General features: G+C 68.3%; 15 protein-coding genes. 6 read left to right on the top strand and 9 right to left on the bottom strand.

Features of this window, described 5'->3' with window-relative positions; translation table 11 throughout:
• Position 1 precedes the first annotated feature (1 nt).
• The 3 genes from LCL87_RS14170 to LCL87_RS14160 are packed head-to-tail and all read right to left on the bottom strand — an operon-like array spanning position 2 to position 3,084.
• Complete coding sequence (locus tag LCL87_RS14170) at positions 2 to 1,933, bottom strand: fumarate reductase/succinate dehydrogenase flavoprotein subunit (RefSeq protein ID WP_225020623.1); 1,932 nt, start codon at positions 1,931 to 1,933, stop codon at positions 2 to 4.
• 51 nt (positions 1,934 to 1,984) lie between these two features.
• A complete protein-coding gene (gene sdhC / locus LCL87_RS14165) occupies positions 1,985 to 2,803 on the bottom strand; it encodes a succinate dehydrogenase subunit SdhC (protein WP_510850766.1) in 819 nt (272 codons plus the stop codon).
• Complete coding sequence (locus LCL87_RS14160; RefSeq protein ID WP_225020621.1) at positions 2,800 to 3,084, bottom strand: Rv0250c family protein; 285 nt, start codon at positions 3,082 to 3,084, stop codon at positions 2,800 to 2,802. The genes sdhC and LCL87_RS14160 overlap by 4 nt, the downstream gene beginning before the upstream one ends.
• A gap of 256 nt (positions 3,085 to 3,340) precedes the next feature.
• On the opposite strand from LCL87_RS14160, the gene LCL87_RS14155 reads away from it, so the two are divergent.
• The 5 genes from LCL87_RS14155 (at position 3,341) to LCL87_RS14135 (ending at position 7,758) form a co-directional block, all read left to right on the top strand.
• Positions 3,341 to 4,216 carry a TIGR03619 family F420-dependent LLM class oxidoreductase gene (locus LCL87_RS14155; protein ID WP_225020619.1) on the top strand — a complete coding sequence of 292 codons (876 nt, stop codon included), beginning with the start codon at positions 3,341 to 3,343 and terminating at the stop codon, positions 4,214 to 4,216.
• A 203-nt stretch (positions 4,217 to 4,419) separates the two neighbouring features.
• Entirely contained in the window at positions 4,420 to 4,983 is a 564-nt protein-coding gene (ahpC, locus tag LCL87_RS14150; RefSeq protein ID WP_064059176.1) for an alkyl hydroperoxide reductase subunit C, read from the top strand.
• Between the two features lie 174 nt (positions 4,984 to 5,157).
• Entirely contained in the window at positions 5,158 to 6,747 is a 1,590-nt protein-coding gene (ahpF, locus tag LCL87_RS14145; RefSeq protein ID WP_225020617.1) for an alkyl hydroperoxide reductase subunit F, read from the top strand.
• Between the two features lie 104 nt (positions 6,748 to 6,851).
• Complete coding sequence (locus LCL87_RS14140) at positions 6,852 to 7,022, top strand: hypothetical protein (protein WP_225020615.1); 171 nt, start codon at positions 6,852 to 6,854, stop codon at positions 7,020 to 7,022.
• A 220-nt stretch (positions 7,023 to 7,242) separates the two neighbouring features.
• Positions 7,243 to 7,758 (top strand): hypothetical protein, encoded by a 516-nt coding sequence (locus LCL87_RS14135; protein WP_225020613.1) that lies wholly within the window; start codon positions 7,243 to 7,245, stop codon positions 7,756 to 7,758.
• Here LCL87_RS14135 and bioD read toward each other — a convergent pair.
• The 4 genes from bioD to LCL87_RS14115 are packed head-to-tail and all read right to left on the bottom strand — an operon-like array spanning position 7,748 to position 11,602.
• Positions 7,748 to 8,443 carry a dethiobiotin synthase gene (gene bioD, locus LCL87_RS14130; RefSeq protein ID WP_225020611.1) on the bottom strand — a complete coding sequence of 232 codons (696 nt, stop codon included), beginning with the start codon at positions 8,441 to 8,443 and terminating at the stop codon, positions 7,748 to 7,750. The genes LCL87_RS14135 and bioD overlap by 11 nt on opposite strands.
• Positions 8,440 to 9,606, bottom strand: coding sequence for an 8-amino-7-oxononanoate synthase (locus LCL87_RS14125; protein WP_510850775.1), 1,167 nt, complete (start codon positions 9,604 to 9,606; stop codon positions 8,440 to 8,442). The genes bioD and LCL87_RS14125 overlap by 4 nt, the downstream gene beginning before the upstream one ends.
• A 42-nt stretch (positions 9,607 to 9,648) precedes the next feature.
• Entirely contained in the window at positions 9,649 to 10,275 is a 627-nt protein-coding gene (locus LCL87_RS14120) for a hypothetical protein (protein WP_225020607.1), read from the bottom strand.
• Positions 10,276 to 10,297: 22 nt separating this feature from the next.
• Positions 10,298 to 11,602 (bottom strand): adenosylmethionine--8-amino-7-oxononanoate transaminase, encoded by a 1,305-nt coding sequence (locus tag LCL87_RS14115; RefSeq protein WP_225020606.1) that lies wholly within the window; start codon positions 11,600 to 11,602, stop codon positions 10,298 to 10,300.
• Between the two features lie 117 nt (positions 11,603 to 11,719).
• Between LCL87_RS14115 and LCL87_RS14110 the strand changes: the two genes are divergently transcribed.
• Complete coding sequence (locus LCL87_RS14110; protein WP_225020868.1) at positions 11,720 to 13,786, top strand: acyltransferase family protein; 2,067 nt, start codon at positions 11,720 to 11,722, stop codon at positions 13,784 to 13,786.
• Positions 13,787 to 14,333: 547 nt separating this feature from the next.
• Here LCL87_RS14110 and LCL87_RS14105 read toward each other — a convergent pair.
• Together LCL87_RS14105 and LCL87_RS14100 are read right to left on the bottom strand one after the other, a co-directional pair.
• Positions 14,334 to 15,701: a DUF1254 domain-containing protein gene (locus LCL87_RS14105; RefSeq protein ID WP_225020603.1), complete on the bottom strand. Its 1,368-nt coding sequence runs from the start codon at positions 15,699 to 15,701 to the stop codon at positions 14,334 to 14,336.
• A 337-nt stretch (positions 15,702 to 16,038) separates the two neighbouring features.
• Positions 16,039 to 17,004 carry a DUF389 domain-containing protein gene (locus LCL87_RS14100; RefSeq protein ID WP_225020601.1) on the bottom strand — a complete coding sequence of 322 codons (966 nt, stop codon included), beginning with the start codon at positions 17,002 to 17,004 and terminating at the stop codon, positions 16,039 to 16,041.
• Between the last annotated feature and the right edge of the window lie 158 nt (positions 17,005 to 17,162).

The raw sequence follows: 17,162 nt of genomic DNA, 5'->3' as shown, positions 1-17,162 counted from the left end.
GTCAGGTCGCCCTCCCAGGATGAGCATCGAGTTCGGCGTCGGTGTAGTACTTGCCGAGCTCGTCGATCTCGAACAGCGCCAACAGGTCCGGACGCATCGGCACCTGCCGCTCGCGGGTGACGATCACGTCGGGCACGGACGTGCCGTCCTCCGCGGCCGGGTCCCCGGCCACCGTGCTGCACACCAGCAACGTCGACCGCCACTGCGGATCCATCGACGGGAAGTCGTCGCGGGTGTGCCCGCCGCGGCTCTCGGTCCGCATCAGCGCCGCGCGGGCGACACACTCGCTGACCAGGACCATGTTCCGCAGGTCCAGCGCCAGATGCCATCCGGGATTGAACTGTCGATGCCCCTCGACGGTCACCCCCGGAAGCCGGGACTTGACGTCGTCGAGCGTCGCGATGGCCTGTTCGATCTCCGACTCGGTGCGGATGATTCCCACCAGGTCGTTCATCGTCTGCTGCAGTTGGGTGTGCAGCGTGTAGGGGTTCTCCCCCGTGCCCGCAGCCGGTGGATCGAACGGGACCAGCGCGGCCCGCGCGGCGGTCGCGACGTCGGCCTCGGCCACTGTCGGACGCGCCTCGAGAGACTGGACGTAGTCGGCCGCGCCGAGCCCGGCCCGGCGACCGAACACCAGCAGATCCGACAGCGAATTGCCGCCCAGGCGATTCGACCCGTGCATCCCACCCGAACACTCACCCGCCGCGAAAAGCCCTGCCACCGTGGACGACCCGGTGTCCGGATCGACCTCGATGCCGCCCATCACGTAGTGGCAGGTGGGGCCGACCTCCATCTGTTCCTTCGTGATGTCGACGTCGGCGAGTTCCTTGAACTGGTGGTGCATCGAGGGCAGCCGCCGGACGATCTCCTCGGCGGGCATGCGCGACGCGATGTCGAGGTAGACGCCGCCGTGCGGGGTGGAACGACCGGCCTTGACCTCGGAGTTGATGGCGCGGGCCACCTCGTCACGCGGCAACAGGTCCGGGGTGCGGCGGTTGTTGTCGGGGTCCTCGTACCACTTGTCGGCCTCCTCCGCGGTCTCCGCGTACTGGCCTTTGAACACCGCCGGAATGTACGAGAACATGAAGCGCTCGCCGTCGGAGTTCTTGAGCACGCCACCGTCTCCGCGGACGCCCTCGGTGACGAGGATGCCCTTCACGCTCGGCGGCCACACCATCCCCGTCGGATGGAACTGCACGAACTCCATGTTGATCAGGTTCGCGCCGGCCCGCAGCGCGAGCGCGTGCCCGTCACCGGTGTACTCCCACGAGTTGGAGGTGACCTTGAACGACTTGCCGATGCCGCCCGTCGCCATCACCACCGCGGGCGCCTCGAACAGCACGAACCGTCCCGACTCGCGCCAGTAGCCGAAGGCGCCGGCGATCCGGTCGCCGTCCTTGAGCAGTTCGGTGACGGTGCATTCGGCGAACACCTTCACCCGGGCCTCGTAGTCGCCGGTCTCGGCGAAGTCCTCCTGCTGGAGCGAGACAATCTTCTGCTGCATCGTGCGGATCAACTCGAGGCCGGTGCGGTCGCCGACGTGCGCGAGCCTGGGATACGTGTGACCGCCGAAGTTGCGCTGGCTGATCCGGCCGTCCTCGGTGCGGTCGAACAGCGCGCCGTACGTCTCGAGCTCCCACACCCGGTCGGGCGCCTCGCGTGCGTGCAGCTCGGCCATGCGCCAGTTGTTGAGGAACTTGCCACCGCGCATCGTGTCGCCGAAGTGGACCTGCCAGCTGTCCTTCGAGTTGACGTTGCCCATCGCGGCCGCGCAGCCGCCCTCGGCCATGACGGTGTGGGCCTTGCCGAACAACGACTTGCACACGACCGCGACCGAGAGCCCCCGTTCCCGGGCCTCGATGACCGCACGCAGTCCGGCACCGCCGGCGCCGATTACCACCACGTCGTATCTGTGCCGCTCGACCTCGGCCATGCGCACTCCCCCTCTCGGTGCATCCGTCGGTGACGCCGGAATCGGTGGAACTCAGTTGATCAGTCGCAGGTCGGAGATCGTGCCGCTCGCGACCAGCATGATGTAGAAGTCCGTGAGGATCAGCGTCCCGAGCGTGGTCCACGCCAACTGCATGTGCCGGGTGTTGAGCTTGCTCACCCACGTCCAGAGCCGGTAGCGGACCGGGTGAGCCGAGAAGTGTTTGAGCCGGCCGCCGGTGACATGGCGGCACGAGTGGCACGAGAGCGTGTACGCCCAGAGCAGGACCACGTTGGCCGTGATGATCAGGCTGCCCAACCCGAGCCCGAAACTGCCGTTCGGCCCCTCGTAGGCGCGCACCGCGTCGTACGTGTTGACGAGTGAAACCACCAGCGCGACATAGAAGAAGTAGCGGTGGACGTTCTGCACAATCAGCGGGAACCGCGTCTCACCCGAGTAGCTGGAATGCGGTTCCGCCACCGCGCACGCCGGCGGCGCCAGCCAGATCGACCGGTAGTAGGCCTTGCGGTAGTAGTAGCAGGTGAGCCGGAAGCCCAGCAGGAATGGCAGGACGAGGAATCCGAGCGGGATCCACATCGGCAGCTCGCCCACCCACGTGCCGAAGTGGCTGGCTCCGGGCACGCACGACTCGCTGATGCACGGCGAGTAGAACGGCGTCAGGTAGTGGTAGTCGTCGACCCAGTACGCGGTGCGTACGAACGACCGGACGGTGGCGTACACGACGAACACCGCCAGCCCGAGCGTGGTGAGCAGCGGCGCGAGCCACCATCGGTCGGTGCGCAGGGTGCGCGCACGGATATCCGCCCGAGCCGGCGGCGGCGCGCCGATCTCGGTCACCCGCGGGGCCCTCACGCGTTCTCGTGCGGGTTGCCGCCGAGTCCCTCGTCGTCCGCGCCCTGCCACAGCGAGCGGTCGTAAGGGGTGTCCGGCACCTGTACCCGCTCGGCGGTGGCGCCGGCCGTCGGACGCGGCGGCGAGTCGCTCAGGTCGTGGGCGTCGATGTCGAGCCGGTCGACGTCGTTGGCCAGCCGGCGCACGGCGGACGCGTCGCCGTACACCTCGCGCAGCGATCCGATGCACTGACGCAGATGCCCGATCGTGCGCTGCAAATCCATCACTTCGGTGGTGGTCATCCGTACCTCCGCACAAACGTCGGTCGGATCGGACGGCGGCAGGGCTGCCGGTCGCGCCCGATCTGCCTACACGGTGTGATGCCACTCACAGTACGTCAGGTGTCGCGCCGACGCCGTCGATCGATCGAGATCGGCCGAGCCTGCCCGCGAGCAACTTCCCGCGCAGCGGGAGATGCACTGACATGTGACGCAGCCCACTTCAAGATGGTGCGGGCGGGACGGACCTCGCCCGCCACACGACCGAAGGAGCCCGTCCGTGCGATTCACCTATGCCGAGTCCATGACCGACCCCGACTTCTACGTTCCGCTCGCGCAGGCAGCCGAACGCGTCGGCTTCGACTCCATGACCATCGCGGACAGCATCTGCTACCCGGAGGAGTCCGACTCCGTCTACCCGTACACGCCGGACGGGAGCCGCGAGTTCCTCGAGAACAAGCCGTTCATCGAGGCGATGATCCTTGCGATGGCCCTGGGTGCGGCGACGAGCACACTGCGGTTCACGACCTTCGTGCTCAAGCTCCCCGTCCGCCCACCGGTACTCGTCGCCAAGCAGGCCGCCTCCGTCGCCTATCTGACCGGCAACCGACTGCGGCTGGGCGTGGGCGTCAGCCCGTGGCCCGACGACTTCCAGGTCATGGACGTGCCGTGGGAACGGCGCGGCCGGCGAACCGACGAGGCGATCGACATCGTGCGGGGACTGACGAACGGCGGATACTTCGAGTACCACGGCGAGATCTTCGACGTCCCGTCGATCAAGATCAATCCGGTTCCGACGCAGCCGATCCCGATCCTGATCGGCGGCCACAGCGACGCGGCGCTGCGCCGGGCGGTTGTACGCGGCGACGGCTGGACGCACGCCGGCGGCGACCCCGAGGAACTCGACCGGATGCTGGATCGGCTGCAGAAGATCCGCGCCGCGGAGGGCAAGGCGGACGCGCCGTTCGAGATCCACGTCGCCTCGGCCGAGGCCTACACGGTAGACGGGATCAAGCGCCTCGAGGACAAGGGCGTCACCGACGTGATCGTCGGCTTCCGCAACTCCTACGACGCCGCGCCCGACACCGAGCCGCTCGAGCAGAAGATCGCAAACCTGGAGGGTTACGCGGAATCGGTGATCGCCAAGGTGCTCTGACGAGGCGGGACCGTCGACTCTCGTCGCCCGCACACCGGGCGACGAGGATCGACGTCAGCGCGCCGGATTTGCCCGAAACCTCCCGCCCAGCATTGATAGGTAAAGGGTATCTATGAAATAGACCTCATAGATTGGAACTATTTATGATTCTTGGCTAACCTCTGAGATGTCTGGTATCCACCTTCGACCGAACAGAGGTTCAAATGGCCCTGATCAACAAGCAGATCAAGCCCTTCTCCGCGACCGCCTACAAGAACGGCGCATTCGTCGACGTGTCCGACGAGGACATCAAGGGCAAGTGGGCGATCTTCTTCTTCTACCCGGCCGACTTCACCTTCGTCTGCCCGACGGAGCTCGGTGATCTCGCCGATCACTACGAGGAGCTGCAGCGCCTCGGCGTCGAGGTCTTCTCGGTGTCCACCGACACCCACTTCACGCACAAGGCGTGGCACGACTCCTCCGAGACCATCGGCAAGATCCAGTACGCGATGATCGGCGACCCGACCCTCGAGATCAGCACCAACTTCGAGGTGCTTCGCGAGAACCAGGGCCTGGCCGACCGCGGCACCTTCCTCGTCGATCCCGACGGTGTCATCCAGTTCATGGAGATCACCGCGGAGGGCATCGGCCGCAACGCTGCCGAGCTGCTGCGCAAGGTCAAGGCCGCTCAGTACGTCCGCTCGCACCCGGGCGAGGTCTGCCCGGCCAAGTGGGAAGAAGGCGAAGAGACCCTCGCTCCGTCGCTGGACCTCGTCGGCAAGATCTGACGTAAGTCGAATCGGCTGACGTAAGTCGCTTCGGGCGGCGCGGGCCCGGACACTCCGGGCCCGCGCCCCACCCCCACTTCCGTCGACCTGCACCGCCCCACACCTGCCCGGACCGCAGGAGAACCAAGGTCCGATTCCCGATCACAGCCTTCCCCACGGATGGAGTAGATCCGCATGCTCGACGCCCCCCTCGCCGGCCAACTGAAGTCCCTCCTCGAGCGGTTGACCCTGCCGATCGAGCTCGTGTCCTCCCTCGACGACGGCGCCAAGTCGGCCGAACTCGCCGAACTGCTCACCGAGATCGCCGCGATGTCGGACAAGATCACCTACGAGCGCCGCGACGACGACGCGCGACGTCCGTCGTTCGCCATCCGCCGCACCGGCACCGACATCGAGGTCCGCTTCGCAGGCATCCCCCTCGGTCACGAATTCACCTCGCTCGCACTCGCACTGCTCCAGGTCGGCGGTTACCCGTCGAAGGAAGCGCCCGAGCTGCTCGAGCAGGTCCAGGGGCTCGAGGGCGAGTTCCACTTCGAGACCTACTTCTCGCTGTCGTGCCAGAACTGCCCCGACGTCGTGCAGGCCCTCAACCTGATGGCCGTGCTCAACCCGGGTGTCAGCCACGTCGCGATCGACGGTGCGCTGTACCAGGACGAGGTCGACGGCCGTCAGATCATGGCGGTGCCGACGGTGTACCTCAACGGTGAACTGTTCGGCTCCGGCCGGATGAGCCTCGCCGAGATCGTCAACAAGCTCGACGACGGCGCCGCGGACCGTGCTGCCGCCGCGATAGCGGAGAAGGATCCGTTCGACGTGCTCGTCGTCGGTGGCGGCCCGGCCGGCGCCGCGGCCGCGATCTACGCCGCCCGCAAGGGAATTCGCACCGGGATCGCCGCCGAGCGCTTCGGCGGCCAGGTGCTCGACACGATGGCGATCGAGAACTACATCTCCGTTCCCTACACCGAGGGACCGAAGTTCGGCGCGGCGCTCGAGAACCACGTGCGCCAGTACGACGTCGACCTCATGAACACCCAGCGGGCCGCCAAGCTCGTGCCGGCGGCCACCGAGAACGGCCTCGTCGAGGTCGAACTGGAGAGCGGCGCTTCGCTTCTCGCCCGCACGGTGATCCTGTCGACGGGTGCGCGCTGGCGTTCGATGAACGTGCCCGGCGAGACCGAGTACCGGAACAAGGGTGTCACCTACTGCCCGCACTGCGACGGCCCGCTGTTCAAGGGCAAGCGCGTCGCGGTCATCGGTGGCGGCAACTCCGGTGTCGAGGCGGCGATCGACCTCGCCGGCATCGTCGCGCACGTCACGCTCATCGAGTTCGACTCGGTGCTGCGCGCCGACGAGGTGCTGCAGCGCAAGCTGCGCAGCTTGCCGAACGTGACCATCCTGCTGAGCACCCTCACCACCGAGGTTCGCGGCGACGGCAGCAAGGTCACCGGCCTCACCTACACCGACCGCACCACCGACGAGTCGCACACCGTCGATCTCGAGGGCATCTTCGTCCAGATCGGCTTGCTGCCCAACACCGAGTGGCTGGCGGGCAGTGTCGACCTCTCGCCGCGCGGCGAGATCGTCATCGATGATCGCGGTCAGACGTCGGTCCCCGGCGTGTTCGCCGCGGGCGACTGCACGACGGTGCCGTTCAAGCAGATCGTGATCGCCGCCGGTGCCGGCGCGACGGCCGCGCTGTCCGCGTTCGACCACCTGATCCGCACCAGCGCTCCGGAAGAGGAATCGGCAGCAGCGGTCGGCTGACGCTCCCTTCTACGACGACCCCGGGTCCGGCGCCGAATGGCACCGGACCCGGGGTCGTCCTGGCGTAGCGTGGGGTCGAACAGGAATCGGGTGGAGGTGAATTCGTGGCGGACACTGCGGGGCGGGCTTTCCAGAACGTCAGCTCGCTGTACCTGACCGGCCGGACATGGGACTCGGCGCCCGAGCCCGAGCCGGAGGCGATCGAGACGTCGCTGGTCGTCGACGTCGAGCCGTTCCCGGACGACCCGCACGGAACCTTCGTCCTTCGGCGGTAGGAACTACCTGCCGAGGCCCCGCGCGACAGCCGCGTCGAGGGCCGCCTCGAGACGATCGTCCTCGGCGCCGTCCATGGGAACGCCACGGGCCGGCTGTTGTCCACCGGGTTTCTGCTCACGCGATCCACAACTCCGGAAATCCATCTGTTCCGTCGCATCCGAAGTTCCACGGAAGATTGTCTCCCCCCACCAAGCCCGCCGACTGTGCAACGATGCCGTCATGTCCGCGATCACCGACTACTTCTCCGCGCCCTCGGACGATGCCGCGGCAACCGCTCTGCACGGCCTGATCGATCTCGATCCGGACGACCTCACGGCGGCCGAGGAGCTGTACCGCACCTCCCCGGACGAGGCCGCCCGCCCACGCGTGCGGACCGCCACGAGCGGCACACCGGTTCTCCAGGCGAAGGGCATCGACCCGACCGTCTCGCTCGGGCGACTGGAAGCGGTGCTCACCGGTCGCAGCTACGCCGACATCAAGGCCGGTCCGCGCCGCGGATCGATGGTGGCGGACAGCGAGTTCGGCGGCTCCTTCGTCCTGTCCGTCGCCGACGAACTACGCGATGCGCTGGCCGGCGCCGATCCGAGCGCACTGATCGCCGCGGCCGGCGAATGGATCTTCGACGAGGCCGCCGAGCCCTCCGAGGAATCCGTCCCGTTCGTCGTGGCACTGGCCGAACTGGCTACCACCGCCGTGTCCCGCGGAGAGCGTCTCTACTGCCGCGTCATCGTCTGAGCTGAAGCGACGCGAGCCAGTCGGGGTCGAACCAGGCGGCTGCGGCTGCGGCGAATCCGGCCGCATCCGGGCCCGCGACACCCTCGGGCACGCGGCCGACCAACGCCGAACCGGTGACCGCCGGCAGATCGTCGAGGTTGCAGCGCGCCGCGAGATCCGGCTGCTCGGGCCAGGATCCGACGACGAAGCCACTGCACTTCACGCCCGCCGAGGCGAGCGCCTCCGCCGTGAGCGCACAGTGATTGAGGGTGCCGAGGCCGGCGGCGGCCACCACGACGACGGGGGCACCGAGCTCGGCCGCGACGTCACGCACCGTGAATCCGTCGGCACCGAGTCGGACCAGCAGCCCACCGGCGCCTTCCAGCAGGGTCACGTCGTGCGCCGAGTTCAGATTGCGCACCGCGGCGACGACTTGGGGCCGGGTCAGCATCGGCATGGCCGCGCGGCGCGCGGCGGTGTCGGGAGCCAGCGGTTCGGGATACCGGGCCAGTTCGACGGTGGCAGTCACGCCACTGAGCCGGGTCACCTCGGCGAGATCACCGGGTTCGTCGATCGCGACGCCGGTCTGAGCAGGCTTGCACACCGCAACCGACTGCCCCGCGGCACGCAACGCAGCCGCGAGCGCGGCGGTGACGACGGTCTTACCGACGTCGGTGGACGTTCCGGACACCACGAGAATGCTCATGCCGGGACTCCCACGCGACGATCCGAAAGCACCTCGGTCAGAACGGATTCGATGACTGCCATCTCGCCGGCATCGATCGTCGCCCGCGCCGTCAGACGCAGACGCGACGTGCCCTCCGGGACGGACGGCGGACGGAAACAGCCCACGTGCAACCCGAGGTCACGGCACGCTGCCGCGGCGGAGAACGCCACCGCCGGATCGCCGAGCACCACCGACACCACCGCCGATTCGGGGTCGGCGGCACCGGTGATGCGGGCGAGGTCGCGGGCGCGATCCAGGACGGCGGCCGCCCGCTGCGGTTCCCGGATCAGCACCGACAGCGCGGCGCGGGCGGCGCCGACCGCTGCGGGCGCCAGGCCGGTGTCGAAGATGAAGGTGCGGGCCGCATCGACGAGATGTGCGCGCACCTGCTCGGCGGCCAGCACCGCGCCACCCTGGCTCGCGAGGGACTTCGAGAGCGTCGCCGTGACGACGACGTCCGGCTCCCCGGCCAGGCCCGCCTCGTGGACCAGTCCGCGGCCACCGCGACCACGCACCCCGATGCCGTGTGCCTCGTCGACGAGCAGGACCGCACCGTGTTCCCGGCACACCCGGTGCATCTCGGCGAGCGGGGCGAGGTCGCCGTCGGCGCTGAACACCGAGTCGGTGAGCACGAGGGCGCGCTCCTCGGCGCGCTCGGCGAGCGCGCGGCGCAGGAATTCGACGTCGGCGTGCGGCGCGACGACGACGCGGGACCGCGACAGGCGGCACGCGTCGACGAGCGAGGCGTGACAGCCGGCGTCCGAGACGATCAGCGCGCCCTTGCCCGAAAGTGCCGTCACCGCACCGAGGTTGGCGGCGTAGCCGCTCGCGAACACCAGACCCGACTCGGCGCCGACGAAGCCCGCGAGCTCGCGCTCGAGGAGTTCGTGGTCGGACGTCGTGCCGGTGACCAGGCGGGATCCGGTCGCTCCCCCACCCCAGCGCCGGACGGCGTCGACGGCGCCGTCGATCACCTCGGGATGCCGGACGAGGCCCAGGTAGTCGTTGGAGGCGAGGTCGATCACCCGATCCTGGTCGCCGCGCGCCCGCAGTTCACGGCGCAGACCCGCCGCGCGCCGGGCGCGTTCGACGTCGTCGAGCCAACTCAGAGCACTGCCATCGGTTCCCACCCGCAGCACGATACAAGCCCACTTGAACGGCGTTCAAGTGGGCTTGTATCGACGCTACTCAGCGGCGCGCGCCCCCCACCGCACCACCCGGACTCCGCCGGCGAGCGCTCCGGCGGCGGCAGCCGACGCCGTCACCCCGGACAGGATCGGGAACGTGAGCCAGGGCGATCCCACCCCGAGACCGACCGAATCGGCCTCAACCTCGACCGACTCCAACTCGACGACATCAGCATCGGCGTACACGCACATCACCCCGACCTCACCACAGAACGGAGTCCCGAGACCCGCGAACTCGACCGCATCCCCCTCGGCCGCCGCAGTGCTGATCGGAACGGGCGACGATTCCGCAGCAGAGCCGTCCGGAACGGGCGGCGCCAGGGTCCACGCCCACGCGAAGCACAGGCCCGCGACCAGCGCGGTGCCACACACGAGGGCGACCAACGGGCGTCGCGGGGCTGCCGGCACACGCAGGATCCGCCACCCCTCGGCGTTCGCGCACGCCCCGACGAACCAGCCGACGAACATCCCGAGGATCGCCAGGAGCGGCAGGCCGGGCCACCATGCAGCCGGCTGCGGCGTCGCGAAGTGCCACACGAGCGCCGCAGTCAGCCCCGCGAGCAGTCCGACGAGCACGAGCAGACCGGTCACGGGGCGGGCCCGGGGCACACCGTCGCTGTCCACACCGGGACTGTAGCGACGCAGATCACATTTCGGCGGGACTCCGGGACTGACTGCGCGCCGCCGCAACCATTCCGGCGGCGATGCGGTCGATCTCGTTCGCGCTGCACACATACGGCGGCATCGCGTAGATCAGGTTCCGGAACGGCCGCAGCCAGACACCCGCCTCGACGGCGGCGGCGGTGACCGTCGGCATGTCGACCGGGTCGGCGAGTTCGATCACGCCGATGCCGCCGAGGATCCGTACGTCCACGACACCCGGCACGTCCCATGCCGGGGCCAGGCCGCGCTCGAGTCCCGCGTTCAGTGCCGCGATCTCGGCGCGCCAGTCGCGCGAGAGCAACAACTCCACCGCGGCTACCGCCACCGCGCACGCCATCGGGTTCCCCATGAATGTGGGTCCGTGCATGATGGCGCCGCCCTCACCGGCGCTGATGACCTCGGCCACCTCTGTCGTGCACAGCGTCGCGGCCAGTGTGAGATACCCGCCGGTGAGCGCCTTGCCGACACACATCACGTCCGGCGCGAGCCCGGCGTGGTCCGCCGCGAACAGTTCACCGGTGCGCCCGAAGCCCGTGGCGATCTCGTCGAACACCAGCAGCAGTTCGTGCTCGTCGCACATTCGGCGCAGCTCCCGCAGGTAGTCGGGGTGGTGGAAACGCATGCCGCCGGCGCCCTGGACGACGGGTTCGACGATGATCGCGGCGAGTTCGTCGCGATGCTCGACGACCAGTCGCTCGAACTCGGCGACGTACTCCGGATCGAACTCGCGCGGCGGCGCCGGCGCGAACAGTTGCCGGGCGAGCACGTCGGTCCACATCGCGTGCATGCCGCCGTCCGGGTCGCAGACGCTCATCGGCGCGAACGTATCGCCGTGATATCCGCCACGCCACGTGAGCAGCCGGTGCTTCTCGGAACGTCCACGGCTGCGCCAGTACTGCAGGCACATCTTCACCGCGACCTCCACCGACACCGAACCGGAGTCGGCGAGGAACACCTTGTCGAGGCCGTCCGGGGTGATCTCGACCAGAAGCTCGGCGAGCCGTGCGGCGGGCGCGTGCGTGAGACCGCCGAACATCACGTGACTCATCCGGCCGAGCTGGTCGACAACGGCCTGGTCCAGCACCGGATTGCGGTATCCGTGCACGGCGGACCACCACGAACTCATCCCGTCGACCAGTTCGGTCCCGTCCGCCAGGGTGAGCCGCGCGCCCTGCGCGGACTCGACGACGAGCGACGCCGTCGACGCGGGAAAGGCACCGTACGGGTGCCACAGGTGGGTCGTGTCGATTTCGACGATCCGTTCGGCCGTCAGGTGCAGGGAGTTCACGGCGCTCGACTGTAGGTGTCAAGCATCACGGGCGGGTCGGCAGGTACGTTGGACTGGTCCCCGCCGGCGGAATCCGCCGCGGTCAACTCCCCTATTGCCTGCCCGGAGAGATTCGCGTTGTCCGTCCGCTCCACCGACCGAACCATCGGCCGGCCGTCGGGCTCGGCAACTCGCGGCCGTCCCGCGTACCGCCACGATCTCGACGGACTGCGCGGTCTCGCGATCGGCCTCGTCGTCGTCTACCACGTCTGGTTCGGGCGGGTGTCCGGCGGCGTCGACATCTTCCTGACGCTGTCCGGGTTCTTCTTCGTCGGGTCGCTGCTGCGGGCCGCCGAGTCCGGTGGCCGACTCGATCCGGTCCCCGTGGTCCGGCGCATCGTGAGACGCCTGGTGCCACCGCTCGCTCTCGTGCTGGCGGCGGTGGCGGTGTTCACCGTCGTGATGCATCCGGCCACCCAGTGGTTCGACACCTCACGGCAGATCACGGCGTCGTTGACGTTCCTGCAGAACTGGCACCTGGCCGACACCGCGAGCGACTATCTCGCCGCCGACCCGTCGGTCAGCCCACTTCAGCATCTGTGGTCGATCTCCGTGCAGGGCCAGTTCTATCTGGCGGCGCTGGTCCTCGTGTTCGGGCTCGCGTGGCTGCTCCGCACCCGCGGCGTTCCGGTCCGGGGACCGCTCGCGCTGCTACTCGGCGTCCTCTCGCTCGTGTCCCTGGCGTACGCGACGACCAGCGACCTGCCGCAGACATGGCTCTACTACGACACCGGCGCCCGCATGTGGGAACTGCTCGTCGGCGGCCTCGTGGCCTGTGTCGCACCGAGCCTGCGGGTGCGACGGGCGTGGCGCGTGCTCCTCGCGGTCGCCGGCCTCGCGATCGTGGTCGGGTGCGGCATGCTGCTCGACGGGCGGAACCTGTTCCCGGGACCGTGGGCGCTGGTTCCCGTCGGTGCCGCGCTCGCGATCATCGTCGCCGGATCACAGGACGACGAGGGCGACCGCTCCCCCACTCGGCTGCTCGCCTGGCGCCCGATGGTTCGGCTCGGCTCGATCGCGTACGCGCTGTACCTGTGGCACTGGCCGATCCTCATCGCGTACCTCGTGTGGCGCGACCAACCGGCGGTCGGGTGGGCCGGCGGGGTCGCCGTCATCGCCGTTTCCCTGCTCCTCGCGGAACTCACCACGCGATTGATCGAGACGCCCATCCGGCGGCCGTCGAGTCCGCGCGCCGTGCGCGCCGCGCTGATCACGGTGGTCACCTTGACCACGGTCGCGCTCGCGGCGGCCTCGGTGACGTGGACCGGGTTCATCGACCGGCGAACCGAGCAGTGGGCGCAGCAGACCACTCTCGACTCGACGACCTATCCCGGAGCCGCCGCGCTCCTGTCCGGCTTCGACGTCGACTACGCGCGGGAGCAGCCGTCGCGCTTCGTGGCGCAATCGGACCTGCCCGCGACGACGCTCGACGGGTGCATGTCCCAGCCCGGCCAGACCGACGCGCTCACGTGCACCTACGGCGACGCCGAAGCGGACCGCAGCATCGCGCTGATCGGCGGTTCACATGCCGAACACTGGCTGCCCGCGCTCGACGCGCTCGGCCACGAACACCGTTTCCGAGTGGAAACGTACGTGAAGGTGGGGTGCCCGGCGGTCCTGCCGCCGGGGCCGGACTCCCCGGTCGGCGAATGCGAGGAGTGGACGTTCGATGCTGTCGACGCGATGGCCGCCGCCCGCCCCGACATCGTGTTCAGCACCTCCACTCGGCCCCGACCGGGCACCGCCGGCGACTACACCCCCGACACCTACATCGCGTTCTGGCAGGCCCTGACGGATCTGGGTCTGCCGACGATCGTGGTTCGCGACACTCCGTGGCTGGAATCGGACGGGGTCGCCTACCGCGCCTCGGACTGCCTGGCCCGACGCGGCGGCGACGCCGACACGTGCGGCATCGACCGCGCGCAGGTGCTCGACCCGATCGACCCCGCGCAGGCCGCCGCGGAACCGTTCCCGACGGTCCTCCCCTTCGACCTCTCCGATGCGGTGTGCCGGGAGGATCGCTGCCGGGTGATCGAGGGCAACGTGCAGATCTACCGGGACTCGAACCACCTCACCGCGTCGTACGTGAAGACCCTTACCCCGGTGCTGGGCGACCGTCTCGGCCCGCTCACGGGCTGGTGGTGACTCGGCCCGCCGGAGCTTCGAACACCCCCGACGGACCGAGCACTCGACCGCGTTACCGAATCGCCGCTCCGGCAGCGGACTTTCGCTCGAGATTCTCCGCGACCTGAGCCTTCCACGCCTGGACGGGACGAGTGGTATCGAGCTCGATTTCGAAGCGCTGCACCATCTCCGGCAGCCCGCCGTCCTGATCTCGCCGACCGATCCCAGGCGATGCCACCCCCGAGCAATTCGCGTCGGCGGCACCGCATCGTGGTAGCGGTCGGGGTTGATCTGCGCGCGCGTGTGCCAAAGGTGCACGAGGTCAGCCGTGGCCTCGGCAACCTCTTCGCTCGCCGGCTCCGTGGTGGTCATGCTGTCGGCGACAGGTTCCGCCGCCGACAGTTCTCGCAGGCCTGTGCGCGCCAACGCTGAGACGGATCCGTGCCCGGAGCTGTGACACAGCCTATGCGATCGGCGAAGTTGAGCAGATACCGTCGGCTGATACGTAAGATGTGGAAGCGCAGATGGAGCCTGGCCGGATGTCTGTTCAGTCGGTGTCGATGTCGGATCAGTTCTGCGCCAGCGTGATCCGGGGCGGTTTCCAGGTGCCGTCCCGAACTGCGTCCTGACCGCCGTAGGCACGCAAGTAGAGGGAGAACCGCCCGCCCGGGGCCGGAAGCCAGTTGGTGTCTCGCCCACGACCGGGGCTGATCGCACCGGCGTAAAGGGTGAGCGACCCGTCAGTGCCATAGGTCAGCGTCTTGTTCTTGGTGCCCAGGGAGTACCGGTGCAGGTCGTTGGGGAAAAAGAAGTGATGCTCGTTGTAGAGGGTCAGCGACCAGAACCCATCGACCGGTGGGAGCTGACCAGCGGGGAAGACAATCTCGTAGGTGCTGTCGCCGCGCAGTTCGTAGCCGTCGCTGTCGTGGTCGGTGTAGAAGTACTGGGTTTCCGGTGGCCGGTTCTCGAACATGTTCGAGCGTGATGTCGCGGCGCGGTTGTAGTAGTCGACGCCCCACTCGGAGTTGTGAATCGAGCGGTTCCATCCGTTCTCGTCGGGCGCGCCGTTGTATCCCCAGCGCATGAGGTCCTTGATCAGTCCGATGTCAGTGTCGGCAACAGCCGTCTCGATGGCCTGACGTATCTCGGGGAACCTCGCCGCGGCGTCGAGAAGCTCGGAGAACTGCGAGTAGAGGGACTGTTCGCCGGGCTGTGGTGGCACTGTGGCCAGGATCTCGGGGAGCTGGTCGAAGAAGGTTTCAGGGCGTACCCATTTGGTTTCCTCGCCGGTGCTGCTGGATTCGGCGGGGAACGTGGGGACGTCGGACCAGTTGGCGGTCTTCATTTCTCCGGTGAACTCGGTGAGCGGGTAGACCATGATCTGGTTGAGCAGTGGCTGGATAGCGGCGCGGTCGTCGTCGGTGTCGTCCATGAAGACCCGCGGGATGGCGTTGCCAAGGGTTGTGGGACTGCGCAGCACATCGACGATTCCCTGCGGAACCTCACCGTGCCAGCCGGGCCCGGCCAGCAGGTAGTGCCCCGGCGCGCTGGCGTACATCGAGCCGACGTGGCCGAATTGGTCCGTGCGGGCGTCGTAGAACGCGTAAACGAAGAACCGGCCACCGAAGTCCGGGACCTGGACGACAACGGGCTGCTCGTCCAGGGAGAAGTAACCCAGTCCGTAGACCACGTCCTGGTTCGGGCACGCGATAAACGTCTGGCCGGGATCGATGTAGTCGTTGAGCATCGCGATCTGCCCGGTCGGGGCGGCAGGGAGCACACCACCGAGCCGACCGGGTACGGGTGCGGCACTCAACCGGTCGCGCCGGTTGACCATGTTCACCATCGGATAGGCCCAAATGTAGGCGAACCGAGCGAGGCTCGCGGCATAGTCCGGGTGCATCCGTGACGCACCCTCGACTGTCGATACGGCCATGTCCTGCTGTGTAACCATCCCCGCTCCATCCACGTGTCGCTGCTCAGCACCTGCGACTCTGGCAAACACGGTGCCAGCCCGCATCACCCTCTGCGGGTGGTCCCCATCGCGCAGTAGAGGTGCCTGCGACTTGTCGATGGGTGTCGCGGACAGGCGAGTTCAGGATCCGCCCGCGGTGGCGCCGGCGTGTAAGGCGAGACGGCGCCGCCGGTCGAGCCTGTATTGCTTCATGCCGCCGACGGTGGACCGCTGCAACCGACATCGAGGTCGGCGCCTGAGCGTCGACGTAGCGAACGTGACCTAGAACCCGAACAGGCCCACTGGCCGGTGGCCGAATTCAGCTTTCGCGTGGCGCTGGCCGACCTGACGAGCTACGCCCTATACCGGACCTGCTCGTGCGGTCGACACGTTGCAACACCAGCAGGACGGCCACCCCGGCGGCCACAATGCCGATCAGATTGACGCCGAGTTGCCCGAGCGAGCTCAGCACGACATTCCACTTCCCCGCGAACACCGCGACGACCGCCAATCCGGCAGCCGGCACCGTCGTGACCGAGATGAACACGCCCACTAGGACCGTGGAGGCGTAGGTGACCAGTGCCAGCATGCCTGCCGCCCCCGCCAGGAGCGCTACCACCAGCGAGAACGGCCCCACCTCGTAGATGAAGTCGAAAACACGAGCGTTCTCGACGTCACCGGTCCCGATCCACCCGAGACGAATCCACAGCAGTGTGGCCAGCGCCGTGACCACCATCGCGACCGGAAACGAAATAGCCAGGGTTCGCGCCGAACTCCGTATGAGCCCGACATCTCGCCGGACCAGACCCACCGAAAGCGCTGCCAGCGGCCGGAATTCGGGCCCGACCACCATCGCGCCGACCAGGGTGAGTGGAGAGGCCGTCGCCACACCTACCGCCGACAGGAGGAAGGCGATCGACAGAAACACCAGGAACGTGGGTGTCAGTCGGGCCCCTTCGCGTACCTGGTCGAGCAACTGGGCCCACACCACCGTTTGGTCCGGTCGTCTAGGCGACGCGGCGTCCGCCCGTTCTCCGGCGAGAGAAAGCACGGTTCCCGTCGGCTCGAACGAAATTCCGCCCGTGCGCACCAGATCCAGAGCGGTCAACGCCGCGAGCACATCATTGGCGCAGGCACGCGCCACATCCGCCTCGATCACGTCGCCAGGCGGATCGATGGCGGCACCGACTGCGAGCCTGACGTGGGTGGCGCCGGGTTCTGCAGCCAGTATGCGTAGCACTTCTGAGGACCGGTCACTCGGCGAGATGACGCGCAGATGCAGCACGTTGTTGCTTCCTCCGGTCAGCGGTTGTGTGACCGAGATACGGCCAGTTCATCGCCGGCAATCGTATCGGGGTGACCGGCCCCATCTGGCTGCCGGCGCTGTTCCAGCGCATGGCGTACGCAGCACAAGAGTTCGGGTTCGGCCCCATGCGGCTCACC

The sequence above is a fragment of the Prescottella equi genome (genome assembly GCF_020171745.1).
Classification (GTDB): domain Bacteria; phylum Actinomycetota; class Actinomycetes; order Mycobacteriales; family Mycobacteriaceae; genus Prescottella; species Prescottella equi_A.
The sequence above is the reverse complement of the archived record's forward strand: the minus strand, read 5'-3'. Positions and strand labels throughout refer to the sequence as shown.

Coding starts and splice junctions, on each gene's coding strand:
- LCL87_RS14105 (WP_225020603.1), bottom strand. CDS start 15,701: ATGGCCGTATCGACAGTCGAGGGTGCGTCACGGATGCACCCGGACTAT.
- LCL87_RS14160 (WP_225020621.1), bottom strand. CDS start 3,084: ATGACCACCACCGAAGTGATGGATTTGCAGCGCACGATCGGGCATCTG.
- bioD (WP_225020611.1), bottom strand. CDS start 8,443: ATGAGCATTCTCGTGGTGTCCGGAACGTCCACCGACGTCGGTAAGACC.
- LCL87_RS14170 (WP_225020623.1), bottom strand. CDS start 1,933: ATGGCCGAGGTCGAGCGGCACAGATACGACGTGGTGGTAATCGGCGCC.
- ahpC (WP_064059176.1), top strand. CDS start 4,420: ATGGCCCTGATCAACAAGCAGATCAAGCCCTTCTCCGCGACCGCCTAC.
- LCL87_RS14135 (WP_225020613.1), top strand. CDS start 7,243: ATGTCCGCGATCACCGACTACTTCTCCGCGCCCTCGGACGATGCCGCG.
- ahpF (WP_225020617.1), top strand. CDS start 5,158: ATGCTCGACGCCCCCCTCGCCGGCCAACTGAAGTCCCTCCTCGAGCGG.